General features: G+C 64.5%; 23 protein-coding genes. 9 read left to right on the top strand and 14 right to left on the bottom strand.

The genetic code is table 11. The features are described 5' to 3' along the window. The first annotated feature begins 53 nt into the window (after positions 1-53). From FG93_RS00650 to FG93_RS00630, 5 genes are all read left to right on the top strand, one after another. Positions 54-869 (top strand): NAD(P)-dependent oxidoreductase, encoded by an 816-nt coding sequence (locus FG93_RS00650; RefSeq protein WP_043230631.1) that lies wholly within the window; start codon positions 54-56, stop codon positions 867-869. A 318-nt stretch (positions 870-1,187) separates the two neighbouring features. Continuing rightward, entirely contained in the window at positions 1,188-2,471 is a 1,284-nt protein-coding gene (locus FG93_RS00645) for an FAD-binding oxidoreductase (protein ID WP_043230628.1), read from the top strand. 115 nt (positions 2,472-2,586) lie between these two features. Then, entirely contained in the window at positions 2,587-3,222 is a 636-nt protein-coding gene (locus FG93_RS00640; protein ID WP_043230625.1) for a TetR/AcrR family transcriptional regulator, read from the top strand. Continuing rightward, on the top strand, positions 3,219-3,755 hold the full coding sequence (locus FG93_RS00635) for a GFA family protein (protein WP_043230622.1): 537 nt from the start codon (positions 3,219-3,221) through the stop codon (positions 3,753-3,755). Before FG93_RS00640 ends, FG93_RS00635 begins: the two co-directional genes overlap by 4 nt. Then, positions 3,748-4,050 (top strand): hypothetical protein, encoded by a 303-nt coding sequence (locus tag FG93_RS00630; protein WP_043230620.1) that lies wholly within the window; start codon positions 3,748-3,750, stop codon positions 4,048-4,050. Before FG93_RS00635 ends, FG93_RS00630 begins: the two co-directional genes overlap by 8 nt. Positions 4,051-4,148: 98 nt before the next feature. Here the strand turns inward: FG93_RS00630 and FG93_RS00625 are convergent, their stop codons facing one another. Both FG93_RS00625 and FG93_RS00620 read right to left on the bottom strand, forming a co-directional pair. Continuing rightward, positions 4,149-4,766, bottom strand: coding sequence for a GyrI-like domain-containing protein (locus FG93_RS00625; protein WP_043230852.1), 618 nt, complete (start codon positions 4,764-4,766; stop codon positions 4,149-4,151). A 292-nt stretch (positions 4,767-5,058) separates the two neighbouring features. Then, a complete protein-coding gene (locus FG93_RS00620; protein WP_043230617.1) occupies positions 5,059-6,846 on the bottom strand; it encodes a peptide ABC transporter substrate-binding protein in 1,788 nt (595 codons plus the stop codon). A 430-nt stretch (positions 6,847-7,276) separates the two neighbouring features. Here FG93_RS00620 and FG93_RS00615 point away from each other — a divergent pair, with 430 nt between their 5' ends. After that, on the top strand, positions 7,277-7,993 hold the full coding sequence (locus tag FG93_RS00615) for a carbonic anhydrase (protein WP_043230849.1): 717 nt from the start codon (positions 7,277-7,279) through the stop codon (positions 7,991-7,993). Positions 7,994-8,176: 183 nt separating this feature from the next. Continuing rightward, complete coding sequence (locus FG93_RS00610) at positions 8,177-9,232, top strand: LysR family transcriptional regulator (protein WP_081881208.1); 1,056 nt, start codon at positions 8,177-8,179, stop codon at positions 9,230-9,232. 16 nt (positions 9,233-9,248) lie between these two features. Here the strand turns inward: FG93_RS00610 and FG93_RS00605 are convergent, their stop codons facing one another. The 10 genes from FG93_RS00605 to FG93_RS00560 all read right to left on the bottom strand — a co-directional run bounded on the left by FG93_RS00605 (position 9,249) and on the right by FG93_RS00560 (position 20,145). After that, a complete protein-coding gene (locus FG93_RS00605) occupies positions 9,249-10,079 on the bottom strand; it encodes an ABC transporter substrate-binding protein (protein ID WP_043230614.1) in 831 nt (276 codons plus the stop codon). Positions 10,080-10,221: 142 nt separating this feature from the next. After that, a complete protein-coding gene (locus tag FG93_RS00600) occupies positions 10,222-11,001 on the bottom strand; it encodes an amino acid ABC transporter ATP-binding protein (protein WP_043230612.1) in 780 nt (259 codons plus the stop codon). Continuing rightward, a complete protein-coding gene (locus tag FG93_RS00595; protein WP_152579228.1) occupies positions 10,998-11,882 on the bottom strand; it encodes an amino acid ABC transporter permease in 885 nt (294 codons plus the stop codon). Before FG93_RS00595 ends, FG93_RS00600 begins: the two co-directional genes overlap by 4 nt. Positions 11,883-11,991: 109 nt before the next feature. Then, positions 11,992-13,266, bottom strand: coding sequence for a M20/M25/M40 family metallo-hydrolase (locus tag FG93_RS00590; protein WP_161783749.1), 1,275 nt, complete (start codon positions 13,264-13,266; stop codon positions 11,992-11,994). Between the two features lie 283 nt (positions 13,267-13,549). Further along, on the bottom strand, positions 13,550-14,899 hold the full coding sequence (locus FG93_RS00585; RefSeq protein ID WP_043230608.1) for an LLM class flavin-dependent oxidoreductase: 1,350 nt from the start codon (positions 14,897-14,899) through the stop codon (positions 13,550-13,552). 23 nt (positions 14,900-14,922) lie between these two features. Then, positions 14,923-15,666 carry an ABC transporter ATP-binding protein gene (locus tag FG93_RS00580; RefSeq protein WP_043230605.1) on the bottom strand — a complete coding sequence of 248 codons (744 nt, stop codon included), beginning with the start codon at positions 15,664-15,666 and terminating at the stop codon, positions 14,923-14,925. Then, positions 15,663-16,547 carry an ABC transporter permease gene (locus FG93_RS00575; protein WP_043230602.1) on the bottom strand — a complete coding sequence of 295 codons (885 nt, stop codon included), beginning with the start codon at positions 16,545-16,547 and terminating at the stop codon, positions 15,663-15,665. Before FG93_RS00575 ends, FG93_RS00580 begins: the two co-directional genes overlap by 4 nt. An 8-nt stretch (positions 16,548-16,555) precedes the next feature. Then, positions 16,556-17,599 carry a PhnD/SsuA/transferrin family substrate-binding protein gene (locus tag FG93_RS00570; RefSeq protein ID WP_043230599.1) on the bottom strand — a complete coding sequence of 348 codons (1,044 nt, stop codon included), beginning with the start codon at positions 17,597-17,599 and terminating at the stop codon, positions 16,556-16,558. 306 nt (positions 17,600-17,905) lie between these two features. Further along, complete coding sequence (locus FG93_RS30940; RefSeq protein WP_161783748.1) at positions 17,906-18,958, bottom strand: DUF2279 domain-containing protein; 1,053 nt, start codon at positions 18,956-18,958, stop codon at positions 17,906-17,908. Positions 18,959-19,332: 374 nt separating this feature from the next. Next, positions 19,333-20,145 (bottom strand): response regulator transcription factor, encoded by an 813-nt coding sequence (locus tag FG93_RS00560; RefSeq protein WP_244448452.1) that lies wholly within the window; start codon positions 20,143-20,145, stop codon positions 19,333-19,335. Positions 20,146-20,335: 190 nt separating this feature from the next. Here FG93_RS00560 and FG93_RS32185 point away from each other — a divergent pair, with 190 nt between their 5' ends. Further along, positions 20,336-20,461, top strand: a complete 126-nt coding sequence (locus FG93_RS32185; RefSeq protein WP_152579227.1) for an ABC transporter — start codon at positions 20,336-20,338, stop codon at positions 20,459-20,461. A gap of 180 nt (positions 20,462-20,641) precedes the next feature. On the opposite strand, the gene FG93_RS32755 is transcribed toward FG93_RS32185, so the two are convergent. After that, a complete protein-coding gene (locus FG93_RS32755; RefSeq protein WP_161783747.1) occupies positions 20,642-20,785 on the bottom strand; it encodes a hypothetical protein in 144 nt (47 codons plus the stop codon). Positions 20,786-20,955: 170 nt separating this feature from the next. Between FG93_RS32755 and FG93_RS00555 the strand changes: the two genes are divergently transcribed. Continuing rightward, on the top strand, positions 20,956-21,195 hold the full coding sequence (locus FG93_RS00555; RefSeq protein ID WP_043230594.1) for a hypothetical protein: 240 nt from the start codon (positions 20,956-20,958) through the stop codon (positions 21,193-21,195). A gap of 218 nt (positions 21,196-21,413) precedes the next feature. Here FG93_RS00555 and FG93_RS00550 read toward each other — a convergent pair whose 3' ends face one another. Continuing rightward, positions 21,414-21,809 carry a cupin domain-containing protein gene (locus tag FG93_RS00550; protein WP_043230591.1) on the bottom strand — a complete coding sequence of 132 codons (396 nt, stop codon included), beginning with the start codon at positions 21,807-21,809 and terminating at the stop codon, positions 21,414-21,416. Positions 21,810-21,813: the final 4 nt, after the last annotated feature.

Here is a 21,813-nt window from a genome sequence, read left to right as displayed (position 1 = left end):
GATCCCAATCGCCGCCGTACCGTCCCGGTGCGGCGGTCAGACGCGAGGATAGCATGCCGCATTACGACCGTATCCTGATCACCGGCGCGGCCGGCCGTCTCGGCTCTCAGCTTCGCATCGGGCTCGCACATCTCGCCGGGACGATCCGCGTCGCCGACCGCGAGCCGCTCGGCCCGCTCGCCGCCAACGAGGAGCAGGCGATCTTCGATCTCGCCGACATGGAGGCGACGATCGCGGCGACCGAGGGCTGCGATGCCATCGTCCATTTCGGCGGCGCGCCGACCGAGCGGGACTGGCAGACCATCCTCGATTCCGGTATTCGCGCCTCCTACCACATCTATGAGGGCGCCCGGAAACACGGGGTCAAACGCATCGTCTACGCCTCGTCCGTCCATGCGATCGGCTTCCACGAGATCGGAGCGCAGATTTCGGTCGATGCGCCGGTTCGGCCGGACTGCCTCTACGGCGTCGGCAAAACCTTCGTGGAAAGCCTGAGCCGGCTCTATTGGGACAAGTTCGGCATCGAGACGGCGTGCCTGCGCATCTTCTCGTCCTTCCCCGAACCTGTCGACCGCCGGATGCTGTGGTCCTATCTCTCCTTCGCCGATTGCGTGCGCCTCGTCGAAGCCTCGCTGACGGCGCCGTTCGTCGGCCACACGATCTCGTTTGGAACCTCGGACAACACAGTGAAGGCGGTCGACAACAGCGGCGCCAACCATCTCGGCTACCACCCGCAGGACAGCTCGGAAGCGTTTCGCGCCAAGGTCGAGGCGAACGCGCCGGCCCTCGACCCCAAATCCCCGACCGGCCGCTATCTCGGCGGCAAGTTCTGCGAAATGGGCCATCCCGACGACGAAGCGAAGGCCTGAGATCGCCGATAGCCCATCGATCCGTCATTGCGAGCGTAGCGAAGCAATCCAGAGGCGGCAGCGCTCGACGTCCCCCTGGATTGCATCGTCGCTGCGCTTCTCGCAATGACGGTTGGGTCTGAACGCAAAAGGTGCGTTCTGCGAAATGGGCCATCCCGACGACGAAGCGAAGGCTTAAGCTCGCGGATAGCCCATCGTCATTGCGAGCGGAGCGAAGCAATCCAGAGGCGACAGCGCTCGACGTCCCCCTGGATTGCTTCGTCGCTGCGCTTCTCGCAATGACGGTTGGGTCTGAACGCAAATGAATGGAGCAGGCACATGCTAAGGGACAAGCGTTCGCACGGGCTGTGGGAGCTCTCGGCCCCGCCCGCGCCACCGACCACGGTCCTGAGCGGGCAAGCATCGGCAGACGTCGTCATCGTCGGCGCCGGCTATACCGGGCTGTCAGCCGCCCTCCACCTGGCGAAGGCCGGCAGAAAGGTCGTGGTTCTGGAGGCGGTCGAGATCGGCTTCGGCGCGTCCGGCCGCAACTCGGGCTTCGTCAATGCCGGCCTCTGGGTGATGCCCGACGATCTGATCGCCACGCTCGGCCCGGTCCATGGCAACCGCCTGATCGGATTGCTCGGCGAAGCGCCGCGCGAGGTCTTCGCGCTCACGGAACGCTATGGCATGTCCTGCCAGTCCGATCATCGCGGCACCTATCATTGCGCCGTCGGCGCCAGCGGCCTGAAGCAGCTTCAGGCCCGCCAAGCGCAGTGGAGCCGGCTCGGCGCCAAGGTCGAACTCCTGAGCGCGGGCGATACGCAGGCGAGGACCGGGGCTGCCGGTTATACCGGCTCGCTGTTCGACCCGCGCGCCGGCACGATCCAGCCGCTCGCCTATGCCCGCGGCCTGGCGGGCGCCGCCATGACCGAAGGCGCGACCATCCACACCGGCAGTGCGGTGACCGCCTTCGAGCGCAGCGGCAACGCCTGGCTGGTCAGGACAGCCGGCGGCAGCGTCAGCGCCGACTGGCTCATCCTGGCGACGGACGCCTATTCGACCGGGGCGACCGCCAGCATTCGCGAGGAGCAGGTCCACCTGCCCTATTTCCACGTCTCGACCGCGCCGCTCGGCCACAATATCCGCAAGACCATCCTGCCGAATGGCGGCGCGGGCTGGGACACCAAGACCATCCTGAGCGGGTTCCGGCTCGATGCCGAGGGGCGGCTGATCGTCGGCAGCGTCGGTGCGCTGCGCGGGACGGGCTTGAGCGTTCATCGCGCCTGGGTGAAGCGGCATATCCGCAAGCTGTTTCCGCAGCTCGGCGAATTCGAGTTGGAGACGGAATGGTACGGCAAGATCGGCATGACGCCAGATCATCTGCCGCGGCTGCACAGCTACGGCCCGAACGCGATCGGCTTCAGCGGCTACAATGGACGCGGCATCGCGCCGGGCACGGTCTTCGGGCGCGAACTCGCCCGTCTCATCCTCGGCGAGATCGATCTTGCCGGCATGCCGTTGCCGGTATCCGATCTCGCCATCCCGGCCTTCCGGGGCATCAGGGAGGCCCATTACGAGGTCGGCGCGCAAGTGGCGCATCTCCCGATCGCGCCGGCCTGAGCCGCGCAGTCGCGCGATACGGCTGCAGCCTTTCGCCAATCGCATCCAACCCGCCGCGTGGCGCCGTGCCGGCTCAGGTAATTGATAAATACCGACCGTATGGTATGTTGCACTTATGCCGAGACCGACCAAACAATCGCCTGAGCGCGGCAGCGCACGCATCCGGCTCCTCGAGGCGGCGCGTGATGTCGTTCGAACCAAAGGCTTCGCAGCGACGGCCGTCGACGAGCTCTGCAAGTCAGCCGACGTCACCAAGGGAGCGTTCTTCCATCAGTTCGGCAGCAAGGACGCTCTGGGGGTGGCGGCTGCGGAGTTCTGGGCGGAGACGACCTCTGCATTCTTCGCCGCCGCGCCCTACCACGCCCCGTCTGATCCGCTGGAGCGCATTCTCGCCTATGTCGCGTTCCGCAAGGCGATCATTGCAGGCGATCTGGCCGAGTTCACCTGCCTGGTCGGCACGATGGCGCAGGAGGTTTTCGCCAGTTCCCCGGCCATTCGCGATGCCTGTGGCCGCAGCATCCTCGGCCATGCGGCGACGCTCGTGGCCGATATCGAGGCGGCCCGACGGGAGCGCGGCATCACCGGCGACTGGACGGCGGAAAGCCTCGCGCGGCACACGCAAACCATCATCCAGGGCGGCTTCGTCCTGGCGAAGGCCGGGAACGATCCCGAGCTTGCGCGAGAAAGCCTTGATCATCTGGAGCGCTACATCCGGCACCTGTTTCACGTCACAGAGGAGGTGGAGACATGAGCGAAATCAGCGAGGTTGGCTGCGCCTGCGGGCAAGTGCGCCTGGCGTTGAAGGGAGCGCCGATCCTCGTCTCCGAGTGCCTGTGCGACAGCTGCAGGGCTGCGGCCGATCGGCTGGCCACGCTTCCCGGTGCGAGGAGCGTCCTGACATCCTACGGCGCGACGCCCTGCGCGGAGTATCGCAAGGACCGGGTCCGGATCCTGTCGGGCACGGAGCGCTTGAGCGAATTCCGGCTCTCGGCCGATGCGGGCTCGCGTCGTGTCGTCGCGACATGCTGCAATACGCCGATCTTCCTGGAAATGAAGGGCGCGCACTGGCTGAGCGTCTATCTGCATCTCTGGCCGGATGCGGCGCGGCCAAAGGCCCGGATCCGGACAATGGCCGGCGATTGTGCCGATGCGTCCAACCTCCCGGACGACATCCCCAATCTGAAGAGCCACTCGGTATCGTTCTACGCCAAACTCCTGGGGGCGTGGATCGGAATGGGTTTTCGCAATCCCAGGATTGACGTGACGGGGACGATCGATGCCTGAGGACAAGATCGAGATCGAGAACGTCAACAAGCCCGGAAGCATCGAACGGGTCGATCGCGCGAAATATCTGGCGATGCGCGCAGCGCTGCTGGCCGTCCTGCCAAGCCAGCCACCGGGCCTGACGCCGGCCGAGGCGAAGGAGGCGCTCCTCTCCCGGCTTCCGGGAGACCTGTTCCCCGGAGGCAAGACGGCGGGATGGTGGTTGAAAGCCGTCCAGCTCGATCTCGAGGCAAAGGGCGCAATCACACGCGCGCCCCGGAAGCCGGTTCACCTCTACCGGCACGGGCCGATCTGAAGGCGCGCGGCACTTCACGGAATGAACCGAAGCCGCAGGCTACTGCCAGAAGCGCATGAGCGGATTGGCCGGGGGCGACTTGCGCCCGACCGGCCCTCCTACGCCACGGCTATCACCGGCTGGCGAAGGACCGTCTTGAGCCTGGCCGCTGCAGTCTTGCGCGGATCGCTCAGATAGATCTCGTGGTGGGGGCCGTTGAAGGTCATCCCCTTGCCCGGCATCACCTCATCATGGAGCCGGGCCAGAACCGGACCTTCCTCATCATAGCTGCCGACATGCAGGGTCTGGAGCGAGAGCCCTTCGGCATAGGATTCGTGGCGCAGGCTCTGCGGGGGCTGACCAAGCTTGCCGCCCGTCTTGGCCACCGCCCTCTCGAACATGTCATGGCTGACGAAATCAGGAGCCATGATCATCATCGTCCAGCGCCATTGGCTCTTTTCGCGGGTGATGAAGCTCCGGGAATCGTCGGCCCACCACAATCCTTCCAGCGGCGGCACCACATAGTCTCTGCCGAGCGCCGCCTTTGCGGCGAACTTCATGGCGTAGCTGACCCCGTAGAGCCATTCGACCGCCGAACGGTAGGCCAGCGCGGTGTTGGGATCGCCTTCACCGTTCACCTTCACGAACGGCATCTGCGGCACGTCGACCAAAGCGAAGTCCCCGGTGGGCGGGTCATAGAGTGGTCTAAGGGCCTTCTTGAAATCGATCTTCGCCATCCTCGCCACCGCCCTCCTTCGCGTCGCCTGTCACCTAAAGCATCGGCCCGAAAAGTGGATTGCGGTTTTCGGGGCAAAGCCGATGCAAACACAAAAAGGTTAGATCATCGGGCCGGATACGATATCCGGTCCGATGATCTAACCCACCATTCGATGACGGTGGATGGCAGCAGCCGCTCGCGGAACCGGCCCAATGCCTTGCGGGAGTGCGGTGCCGGAATGATGTCGGCGCCGCTTAGATCGGGTGCAGTCCCTCGCCGGGATGACCTCCCGGCGAGGGACTGCCTGGTTCTTAGTTGCGATACCAGGACGCGAGGTTCCAGGTGTCGACGTCCCAGCCGCTGTGATCATGCGCGAGGCTCAGCGCCGCAGCGACGACCTTGGTCCGCGACAGGACCGGCAGGATGACGTTGGCTTCGCAGAAGATCTCGTTGACCTTGATCAGCAGGGCTGCGCGCTTGGCCGGGTCAAGTTCCTTCTGCGCGGCCTTGTAGGCCTCGTCAGCCGCCGGGTCGGAGTAGCGCGAGACGTTGCGGCCGAGCCACTTGTTGTCCTTGTTGGCGATCTCCCAGGACACGAACTGGTTCAGGAAGCGCTCCGGATCGGGCTGCGGCTGCGTCGTGGTGTACATCTCCATGTCGACATAGAGCTTGGTGTAGGTGTCGGGGTTGGCGACGTCCGAGGAGAAGAACACGGACGCGGTCACCGACTTCAGCTCAAGCTCGATGCCGGCACGCTGGCAGGCCTGCTTGATGATCGCCTGGACCTTCTGACGCGGCGCGTTGATCGAGGTCTGGAAGACGAGTTTGAGCTTCTTGCCGTCCTTCTCGCGGATACCGTCGGCGCCCTTCTTCCAGCCGGCCTCGTCGAGGATCTTGTTGGCCTTCTCGAGGCTGAATTCGTATTTCAGCTTCTCCGACTTGAACTGCTTCGGCTGGTTGACGAAGCTCGCCGTCGCGATGCCGCCGCGGCCATAGATGAACTTCTGGATCGAGTCGCGGTCGATCAGCAGGTTGATCGCCTGGCGCACGGCCGGGTCGCTCAGCGTCGGGTGCTTGGTCTTGACGCTCGAACGCTCGCCATCGACCTCGGTCCACGGATCCGTGGTGTTCAGGGTGATGAACTCCACGTCGCCGGCCGGCGCTGCGCTGATCTTGCCGCGGCCGCCGGTTTCCATGCGCTTGAGGACTTCGTCCTCGACCAGCGTATCCCAGGCATAGTCGTATTCGCCGGTCTGCAGCACGGCGCGCGCCGCCGAGATCGCGTCACCACCGCCCTTGACCTCGAGCGTGTCGAAATGCGGCTTGTTCTGGACGTGGTAATTCTCGTTGCGCGTGCCGGTGAGGACGTCGCCGGGCTTGAAGTCGACGAACTTGTAGGGGCCGGTGCCGACGGGCTTCAGGTTCGCCGGAGCCTCACGCGACTTGGCGCCCTTGTACTCGCCGAAATGATGCTTCGGGATGATCATGCCGGCGACGCCGACGAAAGCGTCGGCCCAGAACGGCGTCGCTTCCTTGAAGATCACCTTGACGGTATGGGAGTTGATCTTCTCGACCTTGATGTCCTTGTAGGCGCCGGTCGTATAGGCGGCGGTCGCCGGATCGGCGGCATATTCCCAGGTGAAGACGACGTCATCGGCCGTGAACGGCTTGCCGTCATGCCAGGTCACGCCCTGCTTCAGCTTCCAGGTGACGCTCTTGCCATCCTCGGAAAGGCCACCATTCGCCTTGGTCGGAGCTTCGGCCGCGAGCTGCGGGACGAGATTGCCCTCCTTGTCCCAGCCGGCGAGCGGCTCATAGAAGACGCGCGAGGCGACCTGGTCCTTGGTGCCGGAGGCGAAATGCGGGTTCAGCAGGGTCGGCGCCTGCCAGAGCAGGATCTTCAACGGCCCGCCGCCGCCAGCCTTTGTCGGCTTGTATTCGAGCGTAGCGTTCGCCATCGCGACGCCGTTCCAGGCAAGGATCTGGCTCGCGATCGGCGCCGTGATCCCCACAGCCGCCATTCTCTGAATAAAGGACCGCCGCGAAAGGCGCCCTTCCTTCAGATTGTTCACCATCCCCTGAATGTCTTGACTATTCATGACTTACCCTCGGATTCAACTGACAAGATACCAGCCACTATACTGACCGGATCCAGCCTTCTTTTATTGAATCTAAACCGTGACGATGCTTTAGATTCAAGGCTCGTGGTAAGAGCTACAGAATTAAGCCCGGCTTAAGGCAATCGACGAAGGTGGCGCTTAAGGTCCGCTTCCGACACAAGCCAGATATGCGGGTACCGCGCAGCGCGATCGCGCCGGGCACCAGAACCTCGCCGATTGGCGATCCCGGGCCTCTAGGTAATCCTCCAGCGGAGCTTCAATCTCTGCAAAACCCGGGCTTCGCAGCAGCCCCGTCCTGTAGCAGTAATACGGCGCGGGCTGCGTCTGCGAGCCTTGCGGCAAGGGTGGTGAATCGCCGCTTCTGGCGCCCGGGCTGCTCAGCATGCAGGCCGATCTGATGGAGTCATTCATGTGTGATCTCTGCTGTTCGCCCCCATCCGGCCTGTCCCGCCGTGGCCTGTTTGCCGGCATGGCGGCCTTCGCCGGCGCCGCCGCCCTGCCCCGGCCGGCCTTCGCCCAGGCCACGCCCCCGCAGAATGCGATCTCGCCGGATGAGGCGCTGAAGCGGCTGATGGAGGGCAATGCGCGCTATGCCGCCAATGCTCCGACCAACCAGGACTATTCGGCCGGCCGCGCCGCCCGCGCCAGCGCCCAGCATCCGATCGCCGCGATCCTGAGCTGCGCCGATTCACGCGTCTCGCCGGAACTCGCCTTCGATCAGGGGCCCGGCGACCTCTTCGTGGTCCGCCTCGCCGGCAATTTCGTCAATGACGATGGCCTCGCCAGCCTCGAATACGCCGTGAAATACCTCAACACGCCGCTCGTCATGGTCCTGGGACATTCGGGCTGCGGCGCGATCGACGCCGCGATCAAGGTCGTGCGGGACAAGGCAACCCTGCCCGGCCATCTCCAGCAGATGGTGCGCGAGATCAGACCCGCCGTTGAGGCTGCCAAGGCGGGCAAGCCCGACGACCTCCTCGCCGCGGCGATCGCGGAGAATGTCCGCCGCGGCAAACGCCGCCTCGAGACCGCCAAGCCGATCCTCGCGGAGTTCGTCGCGAGCAGGAAGGTCAAGGTGGTCGGGGCGCAATACGAGCTGTCGAGCGGCACAATCACGCTGCTGTGACGCATGGCCGGAGCCGCGCGGCCGGCCACCCGACGGGGCCAATCGCGCGATGCGCCTGCCTCTCGACTTCCGCTTTCATGCCCCTTCATTAGATCACGCTGCGTTTGGAGATCACGCTGCGTTTGGACGAAATCGTCCAAACGCAGAAAACGTGATCGACTCTAATAGTTTAGAGCATGCTTGATGCGAAAAACCGTTGCCACTTTTTCGCAGCATGTTCTAGGCACGCAGGGAGCGGGACACCCCCGCAAGTCGATCGAACAGGGAACTGGCGTGCGCAAACTTGGCTTTGACCTGCGTCAGCTGGAGATTTTCCGGGCCGCTGTTTCCGCCGGAACCCTCACGGAAGCCGGACGCATGCTCGGCCTCACCCAATCAGCCGTGTCCCAGGCCATAGCGTCATTGGAGAAGGAGTTTGAGGTTCCGCTGATCGACCGCAGTATTCGTCCGGTTCAGATCACCACGGCAGGCAGAATGCTGCTGGAGCGCGCGGAAGCCCTGCTCACCGAGGCCGCCGAGCTCGATATCAATCTGCGTCGCATGAGCCGCAATGCGACACCGACGCTGAGGATTTCGATGGTCGCTTCGCTGACCACGGTTGTTGGTCCGCAATTCGTGCGCGAGCTTGGACGCTCCTTCAAACGGTGCTCGCTCTTTGCAAATCTGCGCGGGCTCAGCGAGCAGCAGTTCCGGAGCCGGGAGATCGACATCCTGATCGGCGTCGACCTGCTGCGGGAAACCGATGTCGCGCTCACCATTCCCCTGCTGATCGAGCCCTTTGCCCTGCTGCTGCCGGAAGCCTGGGACAAGCCGGTCGAGAGCCTGGCGGATCTCCAGGGCCTCAGCTTCATCCGTCATACCCAGCGGACCAGCGCCGGCCGGCAGATCGAGCAGGCGATCCGCCAGCGCAGGCTCGACTTCCCCCGCGAATTTGAAAGCGACACCGCAGATACGATCGCGACGATGGTGTCCGCTGGATTGGGCTGGACGATCACGACGCCGCTGATCGCACTGCAGACACAGGAGCGCTTGCGCGGAACGCGGCTCGTCGCCCTGCCCGCCATGAAACTGCGGCGGCGCGTCGATCTCTATGCCCGGAAGTCCGAGCTGGGAACGATCCCGCAGGAGGTTGCCCAGCTTCTCTGCAAACTCCTGCGGACCCAGGCCATGCCCCTTCTCCACGACATGGCGCCGTGGATGGGGGATCAGTTCCACCTGTTCGAGCAGGAGGGAGGTTGACCTCCCGCTTGCCGGATCAGTCCAGCGGCTTGCCGTTGATCGCGATGCGTTTGACCGTGCTCGGCTGGACGCCATATTTGTCGACGATCTTCTGGTAGCTCCCATCTGCGATCATCGCTTGCAGTGCGGCAGCCACCGCGTCTCGCAGCCCGGGATTTTTCTTCGACACCCCGATGCCCTGATAGGTCATCGCATAGGGCTCTCCCAGGAGCTTGTATGTATTGGCCTCGAGAGACATCAGGTAAGGCAGGGTTTCATTCCCCTGCGCGCCGGCGTCGATGCGGCCCTGGCGAAGTTGAGCCCGCGCATCGGCCGACCCTTCCGTGCCCAGGACCTTGATCGCCGGCTTGCCGGCCTTGACGCAGTTTTCCTGGCTCCAGCTCTCGATCTCCTTCGGGAAATTGGTCCGCCGGCTCGCTCCAACGATCTTCCCGCAGAGGTCGGCTGCGGATTTGAATTCGTCGGCTCGCTTCTGCTGAACGAAATACTGGACGCCCGATTGCATGTAATCGACGAAGTCGATGAGTTCGCGCCGCTCGGGCAGATCGTTCATTCCGGCCAGGATGAGGTCGATCCGCTCGGTCGTGACCGCACTGATCATCTGCTCGAAACTGGTTTCCTGCCACTCCACCTTGACGCCGAGCCGTTCGCCGATCGCGTTCCCGACATCGATGTCGTAGCCGCTCAGCGTGTTGGTGGCGGGGTCTTTGAAGGTGACGGGAGGATAGTTCGCCACCGTGCCGATCACGATTTTCCCGGCCGATCTGAACTTGTCCGGCACGGTCTGCGCGTGAGCGCAGGATAAGCCGGCAAGGAAAGCCGCGACAGCCCATGCTTGGATCTTCATGTCCCACTCCTCTTCTGTTTTGAAAGCGATGGCCCGGCGCTAGATCGCCGTGCGTCCGTTCGGACGCAGGACGGGCGATCTATCTCTTTGTTTGAGCATCGGATTTTTTCGAGAACCGGATTCCACCTTTCGATCCGATGCTCTAGGCGCGTACGGCCGAGATGAATTCCTGGGTGCGCCTGTGCTTCGGCGTGGACAGCAACGCATCCGGCCGGTCCACTTCGACGATCTCGCCCCTGTCCATGAAGACGACGCGGTCTGCGACTTCGCGGGCGAAGGCCAGCTCATGGGTGACGACGATCATCGTCATGCCGCTCCTGGCGAGATCCCGCATGACCTGCAGCACGTCGCCGACGAGTTCGGGATCGAGCGCGGAGGTCGGTTCGTCAAACAGCATCAGGTCCGGCCTCATGGCCAGGCCGCGCGCGATCGCCACCCGTTGCTGCTGGCCACCCGAAAGCTGGCTCGGATAGGCGTTTTCCCTGTCGGCCAGGCCGACCTGGGCGAGCAGCGCCCTGGCGCGCTCGCGCGCCTGGCCAGGCTCCTCGCCCAGCACCTGCACCGGCCCTTCGACAATGTTTTCCAGCGCCGTGAAATGGGGGAAGAGATTGAAGCGCTGGAACACCATGCCGATCGAACGACGCTGCCGGGCGATCTCGCGATCCTTGAGGTGATAGAGCCTCTGCCCCTCCCGCCTGTATCCGACGAGTTCTGAATTGACCCAGATCGCTCCGCCGTCGATCTGCTCGAGCTGGTTGATGCAGCGCAGGAACGTGCTCTTTCCCGAGCCCGATGGGCCGATGACGCAGACGACCTCCCCGCGCTCGACATCGAGCGTGATGCTCTTCAGCGCTTCGAAGTCCCCGAAGGTCTTGCGGATATCGATGGCCCGCACCAGCGCCGCCGCGTGGTGGCTGGTCATCGCCGGCCTCCCCTGTCGCCGCGGCCAAAATACCGCTCGACGAAGCTCTGGCCGAAGCTCAGCAGGCTGACGATGGCGAGATACCAGATGCTGGCCACGAACAAGAGTTCAAGGACACGGGAATTGGCGTAGTAAATCGTCTGCGCCGCGTGAAGCATTTCGGAATACTGGATCACGCTCGCCAGCGATGTGAGCTTGATCATGCCGATGAATTCATTGCCGACCGGCGGAACGATGACGCGCATGGCCTGCGGCATGACGATTCTGCGCAGCATCCGCATGCGCGTCATGCCGATGGCCTGGGCGGCCTCATATTGTCCCTGGTCGACTGACTGGAGGCCGGCACGAACGACCTCTGAGGTATAGGCGCCCTGCTGAATGCCGAGCCCGAGCAGACCGGCCACGAACGGGGTCATGACATCCACCGTCCGGACATCGAACAGTCCGGGAAAGGCGATGCGCGGGAAGATCAGCGCCAGGTTGAACCAGATCAGCAACTGGAGCAGCGCAGGGGCCGCCCGAAAGAGCCAGACATAGCCAATAGCGACGATACGCAGCACCGGGTTGCTGGACAGCCGCATGACGGCGAACACGACCCCGAGCACGATGCCCAGGACCATCGCGCAGATGGCGAGCAGGATGGTGTTGGCAAGCCCGTGCATGATGGCGGGAGCCGTCAGGAACTGCCCGACATAGCGCCACTCGATGTCGCCAAGCGCGAAGGCCCGCGTGATCGCGGCGAGAATGGCGAGGATCGCCGCTGCGGCAAGGAAGCGCCCGTAGTGCCGCTGCGGCATGATCGTGTAATGGGCAATGCGGTATTCATCGGCAGGCAAGCCGCCGGGCACTGAAGCAGCCATTGTCGTTACGGTCGAAGTCATGGCGGGCTCCGATCGCAACAGCCGGCCAGCAACACGCATGCGATGCGTCTCATTCACTGATCCCCATTGAGTGTTGGCGGCCCTGGATCGCCAGGGCACGCAGGCCGGCTCAGACGGCCGGGCTCGTGGGGCGACCGAGATAGTCGATCGCGCACATCACATGCAGCTTGAGGACGGCAATGGCCTCATCCAGCGTGACATGTTCCTCATCGGTGCCCATGCTGATCGGGGACGGCCCGCAGATCAGCGCGGGGATGCCGCGCCAGCGCCAATAGCGCGTGTCGGTTCCGCCCAGGCTGCAGACGGGCGGCGCGTCATGGCCGAGCAGGCCCTTCATGTTGTTGCGCAGGATCGTGGCCATCTCGCCGAACGGGTCGGTGCTGCTTGCGGGATAGCTGTGGTCCTCGTTGACGAGCAGCGTGCAGCCGAACTCGGAGGCGAGGGTCTCGAGTTCGCCGCGGATCCGGTCCCGATCCGGGCCGATCGGGAAGCGCATGTCCAGATGAACGGAGCAATGCATCGGAATCTGCGTCGCCTTCTGGCCGCCCTCGATGATGCCGGCATTGACGGTGATGCGGCGTGCGTTATCGGCCGCCCCCTTCCCGAGATTGGCATCGGCTGCCGCGATAGTTTCGGGAGAAGTCAGGATCGCATCGATCTCGGGAGGCAGGCTTGCAAGCTGCCGGTGGTAGCGCTGGTAGATCGCGTGAACGGCGTTGGTGACCTGCTCGATCGGGTTGTTGGCCCGGTGCGGATAGCCGCCATGGCCGCCCGGCCCCTTCGCCGATAGCGAGAAGCGCAGCGTGCCCTTCTCCATGAAGCGGACATTGGAGAGCCCGCTCGGCTCCCCATTCAGGCAGCAATCGCCGGTGATCGCGTCGGCATGCTCGTCGAACAGGAACTTCGTTCCGTAGCGGCCGCCCGATTGCTCGTCCGATACGACGGTCAGCGTCAGGGCGCCGTTCAGGCGATCCCGGTAGGGGTGAAGCAGGCAATAGGTCAGGACGGAGGCGAGCGTTCCGGTCTTCATGTCGGATGCGCCGCGGGCGACGATGCGGTCCCCCACGATCTCCGCCGCCCACAAGGCATCGTCGGTCACCGGAAAGACATCCATGTGGCCGTTGAGGACGAGATGGCGCCCGGGCCGATCGGCGTCCCATCTCGCCAGGATGTTGGGCATGTCATCACGGCAGGAGATCGTGCGGTGAGGAAGAGCGAAACGGTCGAGGATGCCGCGCACGAAATCGGCCGCCTCACGCATGTCGCCCGGCGGATTGACGCTCCGGATGCGCAGGAAATCCTGGAGAAGAGCGAGGAATTCGTCCCGCCGGTCGTCAATGACCTGGCAGAGTTCGGCCTTAAGGCTTTCGGTGCTGGATGACATGCGTTTCTCGGCGGTGGTGCAAGCCCGCGGCATTGCGATTTCGTCCGAGGGATGAATGCCAGTCACAGCACGAAGCGATATGACTATTAGTCAGATTAATGGATAGGATTAGCCTTCCTGCTTTTGGGCTAGAGCGACCTGGAATCGCAGTCCAGGGCCCGGCCCGACGGGCAGCTCTCGCCGACCCAGTCGGCGCTTGTTCCGCTGGCGTTGCGATGAAGGTCACCGGCCGTGTGCGCCCTTCCTTTCGCTCGCCACGGAAGCAGCGCCCAGAGCCAGCCGATCAGGCGGATCTTTGCAGCGGTGCCTGAAGCTCGAAGCGGCTCGGCACCGGATCGAGACCGAGACGCTGGCGCAACGTGCCCTCGCCATACTCGGTCCGGAACAATCCCCGCTTCTGCAGCAATGGCACGACCTCGCTGGTGAAGAGCGCGAACTGGCTCGGCAGGATCGGCGGCATGACGTTGAAACCGTCGGCCGCGCCCGAGGCGAACCAGTCCTCGATCACATCCGCGATCTGCTCGGGCGTACCGGTCGCGGTGAAGTGCCCGCGCGCTCCGGCGAGGCTGTGCAGCAGGCCGCGCAGCGTCGGCCGCTCGCGCCCGACAAGGGCGGTGATCGCCTGCGCCCGGCTGCGCGACGCCTGGACCTGCGCGGGATCGGGAAAATCCGCGACCGACAGCACCTGGTCGAGCTTCAGATGCGAGAAGTCGTGACCGCCGAAGCGGTTCGAGAGGCGCGACAGCCCGACTGTCGGATGGGACAGTTCGTTCAGCTCCTCCCAGACCCGCTTCGCCTCGGCCTCGGTCGAGCCGATCGCCGCGCTGATGCCGGGCAGGATGACAACCTGGTCGCCCCGGCGTCCGAGCGCGCGGGCTTGCGACTTGATGTCGGAGTAGAAGGCGATGGCGCTCTCCTTGGTGAGATGCGCGGTGAAGATCGCCTCGGCATAGCGGGCGGCGAAGGCGCGGCCATCGGTCGAGGCGCCGGCCTGGACGAAGACGGGCCGCCCCTGCGGCGAGCGCGGGATGTTCAGCGCACCCGCGACGCCGAAATGCGTGCCACGGTGATCGGCGCGGCGGATGCGCTCGCGCCGGGCGAAATGCCCGGTCTCGCGATCATCCAGGATCGCGTCCGTCGCCCAGCTGTCCCAGAGTTTCGAAGCGACCTCGACGAACTCATGGGCCCGCTCGTAGCGCTGGTCGATCCCGGCCTGCTGCTCCTGACCGAAATTCCCCGCGGCCGCCGGCGCCCAGGAGGTCACGATGTTCCACCCGATGCGGCCGCCGCTGAGATGATCGAGCGAGGCAAGCTGGCGGGCGAGATTGTAGGGCTCGCTATAGGTCGTCGAAGCCGTCGCGATCAGCCCGATGCGCTCGGTCAGGGCAGAGAGCGCGCCGAGCAGCGTCAGCGGTTCGAGCTCGCCGCGCGCGGCATGCTCCAGTTCGTCGCCGAGCGCGACATGATCGGCGAAGAAGACGGAATCGAGCCTGGCTTTCTCGGCCGCCAGCGCCAGATCGCGGTAATAGGCGACGTCGGTCAGTGCTTGCCGCGTCGAGCCGTCGTGACGCCAGGCCGCCTCGTGATGGCCGCGACCGTTGATGAAGAGATTGAGGTGAAGTTCACGGGTCATGGGTCAAAGCTCTCGGGTGGCGGTCAGATGGTATCGGTGACGCCGAGCGCGGCGAGGAGTTCGCCCCGCAGCACATCGAAGCCTGCGTCCTTGGCGCGCGGGTGGGCCAGGGAAACCGGCCGGTCGACGACGATGCGCCCCTCGTCCATGACGAGCACGCGATCGGCGAGCTTGATCGCCTCGTCGACATCATGGGTGACGAGCAGCACGGTCGGGCGATGCTGGCGGATCAGCCGGAAGAGCAAGTCGTGCATCCGGATCCGCGTCAGCGCGTCGAGCGCGCCGAAGGGCTCGTCCGCCAGCAGCAGACGGGGCTGGCGCACCAGGGAGCGGGCCAGCGCCACCCGCTGCTGCTCGCCGCCGGAGAGCGCGTTCGGCCAGGCCGCCTCCCGCCCTGCGAGGCCGACATCGGCCAGCGCCCTTTTCCCGCGCTCGTCACTACCTTCCGCATGCAGGCCGAAGACGACATTCTGCAGCACGGTCTTCCAGGGCAGCAGGCGCGAGTCCTGGAAGAGGACCGACCGGTCGGCGGGCACCGTGAGCCTGCCCTCGCCCTCGACACCATCGTCGAGCCCGGCGATGGCGCGCAGCAGCGTGCTCTTGCCCGAACCGCTCCTGCCGATCAGCGCGACGAACTCGCCCGCCGCGAAATCCAGCGAAAGCGGTCCGAGCACGCTGCGGCCGGAGAAGCGGCGCGTGACGTCGCGCAGGCTGACCGCGAGGGCGTCCGGCTGCGGCAGGCGAAGCGGATGCGCCGAGGCGTTCATGACGCCAGCGCCTTGCGGTAGGACAGCGCCTTGCGCTCCCAGAGCCGGACGGCGAAATCGGAACCGAGGCCGAGCACCGCATAGATCGCGAGACCGACCACGATGATGTCGGTCTGGCCATAGTCGCGGGCGCGGTTCATCAGGTAGCCGATGCCCTGGCTGGTATTGATCTGTTCGAGCACGACCAGCGCCGTCCAGCAGGTGGTCACGGCGAGCCGCAGGCCGGTGAAGAAGCCGGGCAGCGCGCCAGGCAGCGCGACCTCGCGCAGGAAGGCGCCGCGCGTCAGCCCGACGCTGCGGGCGAGCTCGACATGGCGGATATCGATGCCCCGCAGGGCCGCATGGGTGTTGATGTAGATCGGCACGAACACGCTGGAGGCGATCAGGGCGACCTTCATGGCCTCGCCGATCCCGAGCCAGAGGATCGCAAGCGGGATCAGCGCCAGCGTCGGGATCGCCCGCTTGATCTGGACGAGCCCGTCGATCGAGGCCTCGCCGATCCGGCTGAGGCCGGAGGCCAGCGCCAGCAGGAGGCCGATTGCCACGCCGATGCCGAGCCCGAGATAGGCGCGCCGGGCCGAGGCCAGGAAATGCTCGGCAAGCGTGCCCGATTGCAGCAGCTCGAAGCCGGTGAACAGGGCGGTCGACGGCGCCGCCAGGAATTTCGGCGAGAGCCATCCCGTCACCGAGGCGAGCTCCCAGAGAACGACCAGCGCGACCGGCCCGAACAGGATGGCGCCCGTCGGCAGGCGGCCCGGCGCCAGCTTCGGCAGCTTGCGCTGTGCCGGGGGAAACGGATGCGCCTGCGCCGGCACGCCTGCTATCGCGGCGAAGGGCGCCGAATAGGCCGTCGCAATGAGCGCATGGCTTTGATCGGACATGGAGAGCCTCAATTGGATTTGGCAGCGATGACGTCGTCGAAGCGCAGATCGAACTCCTCGCGCGCATCGAGACGCTTTGGCAGGTCGCCGGCCTCATGGATGACGTCGATCAAGGCCTGCTGCTTGGCGATCAGGCTGGCGAGCAGCGGAAATGCGAAGCGGCCCTCCGCTTCGACGATCCTGCGCCCATCCGTCGGCTTGAGGTTCTGGCGCTTGACGTAATAGGCCTCGACCCAGCTCTCGGCATTCGCATGCGACCAGCGGTTGGCATCGATCCAGGCCGCCACGAATTCACGAATGGCTGCGAGCTTTGCGGGATCGTCCAAGGCTCTCTTGCTCGCATAGAGATAGGTCAGGCTCTTCGGCAGGCGGTCGTTCTGCTCCTTCGGCAAGGCGCTCGCGCCGCGATCGGCGAAATCGGCGAGATAGCGCGAGTAATGCGGCTCGTTCAGCGCAGCCACATCCACTTGGCCCGTCCGCACCGCATCCGGGAAATCGGCTGCCCGCAAGGGCACGAGCCGCACATCCTTCCTGGTCAGCCCCGCGAGCTTCAGCGCGTTGAGCACGAAGGGCTGGCGGCCCGTCCCCTCGCCATAGGCGATGCTCCTGCCGCGCAGGTCCTCCAGCGAGGCAATCGTCAGTCCGGGCCGCACGGCCAGGGAATAGTCGGTCTCCGAGGAGGTCTTCGCCGCCACGATCGGAATCTGTTCGCCGGCCGCATGGGCCTGGATCGGCGGCGTGTTGCCAACCGTCGCGAGATCAAGGGCACCCGCCCGGAAGGCCTCGAGGATGGCGGGGCCACCGAGAAAATTGGCATAGGTCACCTGGCTCGACAGCCTGTCCTCTGCGCCCGACGCCCGCATCAGGGTCTGCAGCGCCTCATTCTGATCGGCCACGACCAGCTTCGTGCCGACCGGAGCCTTGGTGAGTGGCGCGGCCAGCCCCTGCGCCGTTGCGATACCGGGCGCGGCGACCGAGAGCAGGAGGGACATGGCGAGGATCGTGCGGCGCCTCGGCCCTTGTACCCTTACGGAATACACATCGCTCGACATGGTTGTTCCTCGCTCGGCTCGGTGTCGGTCAGGAACGAATGTCGTGACCGGCCATCGAAATACTGGCGAAGAATCGTTCTTTTAGTCAAACAGAATGTTCTTTCTAAAATACAATGGAATGGCGAACGGCATTCTCCTGGAGCTGCAGATGCGAGAACAGCGCTGCTCTGCGAAAAATTACTTCTCCGGGAGCGCGATGACACAGCAAGCTGTTCGCCGTTGCTGCGCGTGCAGGATGTTGCGCCGAGGGCAGAATTCGTCGGCTGTGTTCAATGCGCCATGGACTTCGCGGCCAACCTGGCTCAGCTACCTGCGGATCGTCGAGAACCGGTGTTCCCCATAGGTCGCGGTGTAAGGTACCTGGATGTATTCGAATGTCTTCCGGGCAACCCTGGCCGGCAGCGTATCCCTGTGCCTTGCAAAATTGGGTAGCTGTCCCGCTCCAAACAGGACTTCGTTCAGGTTCAGGCCGACACCGACATAGAATGTTCGCTCGATCGGATAGCCGAGCGCGCGTTCCTTTTTCTCAAATCCCCGTGCATCGAAACCCAGGTGCAATTCGCCGTAGCGCAGAGGCGTCTTCTTGAGCGCGTCGAAGCCACTCGCCTTCAAGGCCATGACATAGCGCTGGCGCTCATAGGGCGGCAGGATACCGGCATCGGAGGTCGTGATGCCCGGCTTTTCGTAGCTCGCGGGCGTATACAACAGCCGCCAGTCGAGCTTTTCACGCATGCCCGGGACCGTGTTGCGGATGATCGAGAAGGCCGCACCGACAGCGTTTGCCGCAATGTCCTCGCGAGAGAAGCGATGCCTGCCTGCGAAGCCGTCCAGGGTCTCTCCGAGCCCCATGATGCCGAACGCGACGAGAGCGGCAGTGAACTGGGCGCCGTTGGGATTGGCTGCGTTCGCCCGGATCTGGTCGGTCAGGAGGTCGGCGATGACAAAGGTCGAGAAGGCATGGCCGATTTTGTCCATCCCGCCGTGCCGCGTGTTCTTCGCAAACCAGCCTTCCTTGATGAACTGGAAGTTCGAATCACCCCACCCCCAGTCACGCAACCCGACAACGGCGAGCGCGCCGCCGATGGCGGCCAACTCCCAGCGCACGGACCAGAGATGGTCACCCATCTGGTTCATGGAATAGAAACTGGGGGGAGCTGGTGCTGCGCCGGAGCTCCGCTGGTCCGTCTGCTCCCGCGGAGGGAGCGTACCGGACTTCGCCTTGGCCGAGCGCGCCTTCTTCCGGTCCTCGGCGATGGCCTCCGTCGCCTCGGCGGCCTGCGCCATCGGCATCAGAGCGCCTGGCGCAATCGGCGGGCTGGCGAACACGCCGAGGCAAGCGAGGATGGCGGTGGCCCGCACGTTCTGCTTCGCCGGAGGTTGATGCGCGACCGCGCTGGCAGGCCAAGGCCGGATTCCAGACATCATCAAGCGACCTCAATCACTGTCCCATCGAAAGCGATCATCGCCGAGGCAGCCTTACGGCGTGATCGAGGCACCTAGAGAGTCCGGTCGTAGGACGAAAGTATCATTCTCCCGTCTTATCGACCAGCAGGATGAGGCGGCTCGCGCCTATTCATGAACAGTGGATATGATTTCATGCGGTTTATGCAGTCTAATCGATGGACGGCCCTGGCGGCGGGGCTCAACCTCGCCGCAGCCCCCGGCCTTGCCGCAGCCCCTCCTCCGCCCGGCAGGCCCGGGCGGGCGGGCGGATCCTGGTCGCCTGACATCCCTTACGAGCGGAGCCTTATGACCGTCGCGGTGTTCGCCGCAGGATTCAGCCTTTGCGCCGCGAGTACCACCTCCAGGCGATTGCGCGCGTGCAGCTTGGCCATCAGGTTGGTCATGTAGCCCTTGATGGTCTTGTCGCTGAGCGAAAGCGCGTGGGCGATCTCGGTGTTCTTTTTCCCGAGCAGCAGCAATTTGACGATCTGCTCCTCCCGGACGCTGAGCCTGTTGCTGATTGCCTTCTGTCGTTCGAGAGCGTTGTCCCGCAAGGTACCGATCACCTTGGTCGCGAAGGCCGGCGTAACATAGACATCGCCCTGCTGTGCCGCCTGAAGCGCCTGGAAAAGGTCCTCTCCGGGGCTGCCCTTCAGGACATAGCCCTTGGCCCCGATATCCAGGGCCCTGACCGCATCATCCGGGTTTGTCGAGGCTGTGAATACGATGATCTTCGTCTCGGGAGCGATTTTCAACCCGTCCGCGATCGCCTGGAACACATCCCCCGCCATGTTCAGATCGACGATCATCTGATCGGGTTGATGCGTCCTGATGATCGAGACGATGTCATCCGCGAGCGTCCCGGTCGCGGCGAGCGTGAAACCGCCCCATCGTTTCAGCAGCGCGCCAATCCCCTCCATCAGCAGCGGGTGATCGTCGACGATTGCAACCGAACGGTCCGGCATGGCCCCAGAACCTCTGTATTTTACTTTACGCCCCCAGGCCGAGCCCGATGGTTGCTTAGTCAACGCACTTTGTAAATCCTCCAAAATTGGAAATAATCTCCAGCCATTTTTTGACGGAAGCGGAGCAGGAAAGCGCACCTGGCCCAGGGCCCGGTCCTGACTGCACGGTTTACCAATCCTCTGCGCCTCGCGCTGCGATGATCAGGGGAACAATCACACCCTCAGTCTGCGCCCGCCTTAACTTGGAAGCGAGAAATCATCGGGATTTGGCCGCCAATCTGTACTATGATGATGTGTGGGTGGGGACCTACTCAACGAGGGCTGCGCAATGAAAACACTCCTGATCTTGGCTGTTTCAGTGGCGCTGTCTGGCGTCGGAGGATGCGCAAATTTCGGCAAGGGCAAAGCACCTCCGCCCGCGCCGGTGGCAACGCCGATCGTCACCAAGGGCTGACGCCCTACGCCAATATGTCAGAGAACGGCCGGTTCAACTGGCCGTTCTCTTCTTGCTATACTTGCCAGTCTTGTCTTCATTGATGGCGCGGCGAGCGGCGCGCAAGGCCGAGTGCCGGGAGCCCCCGCTGATGTATTCCCGAGGACCACGTCGGGCTCCGCCTTTGTCCCGAAGGACGCTCTACTTCGACCCGGCCGAATTCATCTGCGGAAACGGCCGGACCAGCGCCTCCCGATCGATATGCGGGGCGAGCAGTGTCTGGAACGCGTGGTTGACCTGTTCATGCTCGACCTTGCGGCCGCTGGCACGTTCGGTGGGCAGCACGCCCTTGTCGATCAGGGCCTTGTAGCGGATGGGGTCGGAGCCTCGTCGCGATGGCGCAGGAGGATACGAGAACCGGAATAACCGTAATGTGTCCTGCGCCCCATGATCCGGGTCTTCCCGCCCCGGCGGCGATCTGCCCATACTGATGAGTGGGTTGCAGGGGGTGAGAGATGGACCATAGACGCGTTGCGGCGGCTGTCGAGGCGGCCGCCCGGGCCTTGCATGAATCGGTGCGCGACCAGCATCAGTTCCATTGGGAGAAGATGACCGAAACCTGGCGACAGGACCTGCGCAGCTATATTCAACCCAGCGTGATCGCTGCGCTCGATGCGTCAGACCGGATCGTCGCGTCCTCGACCACCCGATCGGCATCGGTGGCAAGGCCGCGGCTGCCTTCCGTCGGACGCTGACGTCGGCAAGGGCAAGGCCAGAGCGTCTTAGCCGGTTGCATCGCCAGGAATGGCCGCGCCATGCGGGATGACGCGGCCGTGGTCCTGAACGCGTGCGCCCTACCCTGCCTGCGCCGGGCTCAGCGCCTTTTGCGCGGGGCTGCGATCATCCGTCATCGCCGCACCTCTGCGCGATGAGCTTGCCCGAGCCAACCTGGCCCGAGCTAACCTGGCCCGAGCTAACCTGGCCCGAGATAATCGTGGTCCGTGACCTTCTCCATCCAGGTCACCACCGAACCATCCTTCATCGCGGCGATGGCGACATGCGCCATGGCGCAGTCCGGCGCGGCACCGTGCCAGTGTTTCTCGCCCGGCTCGAACCAGACGATGTCGCCGGGGCGGATCTCCTCGACCGGGCCGCCCTCGCGCTGCGCCCGGCCCAAACCGGAGACCACCAGAAGCGTCTGGCCGAGCGGATGGGTGTGCCAGGCTGTTCGCGCGCCGGGCTCGAAGGTCACGGTCGCACCGCTCAAGGCTCCGCCGCCGGCGAAGGGCGCGTCGATCCTGACCGTCCCCGTGAAATACTCGGCTGGCCCCTTCGCCGAAGGCTGCGCCCCGCTTCGCTTGATCTCCATTCTC

The organism is Allobosea sp. LC85 (assembly GCF_000735605.1).
In the GTDB taxonomy this organism is placed as follows: Bacteria; Pseudomonadota; Alphaproteobacteria; order Rhizobiales; family Beijerinckiaceae; genus Allobosea.
The sequence above is the reverse complement of the archived record's forward strand: the minus strand, read 5'-3'. Positions and strand labels throughout refer to the sequence as shown.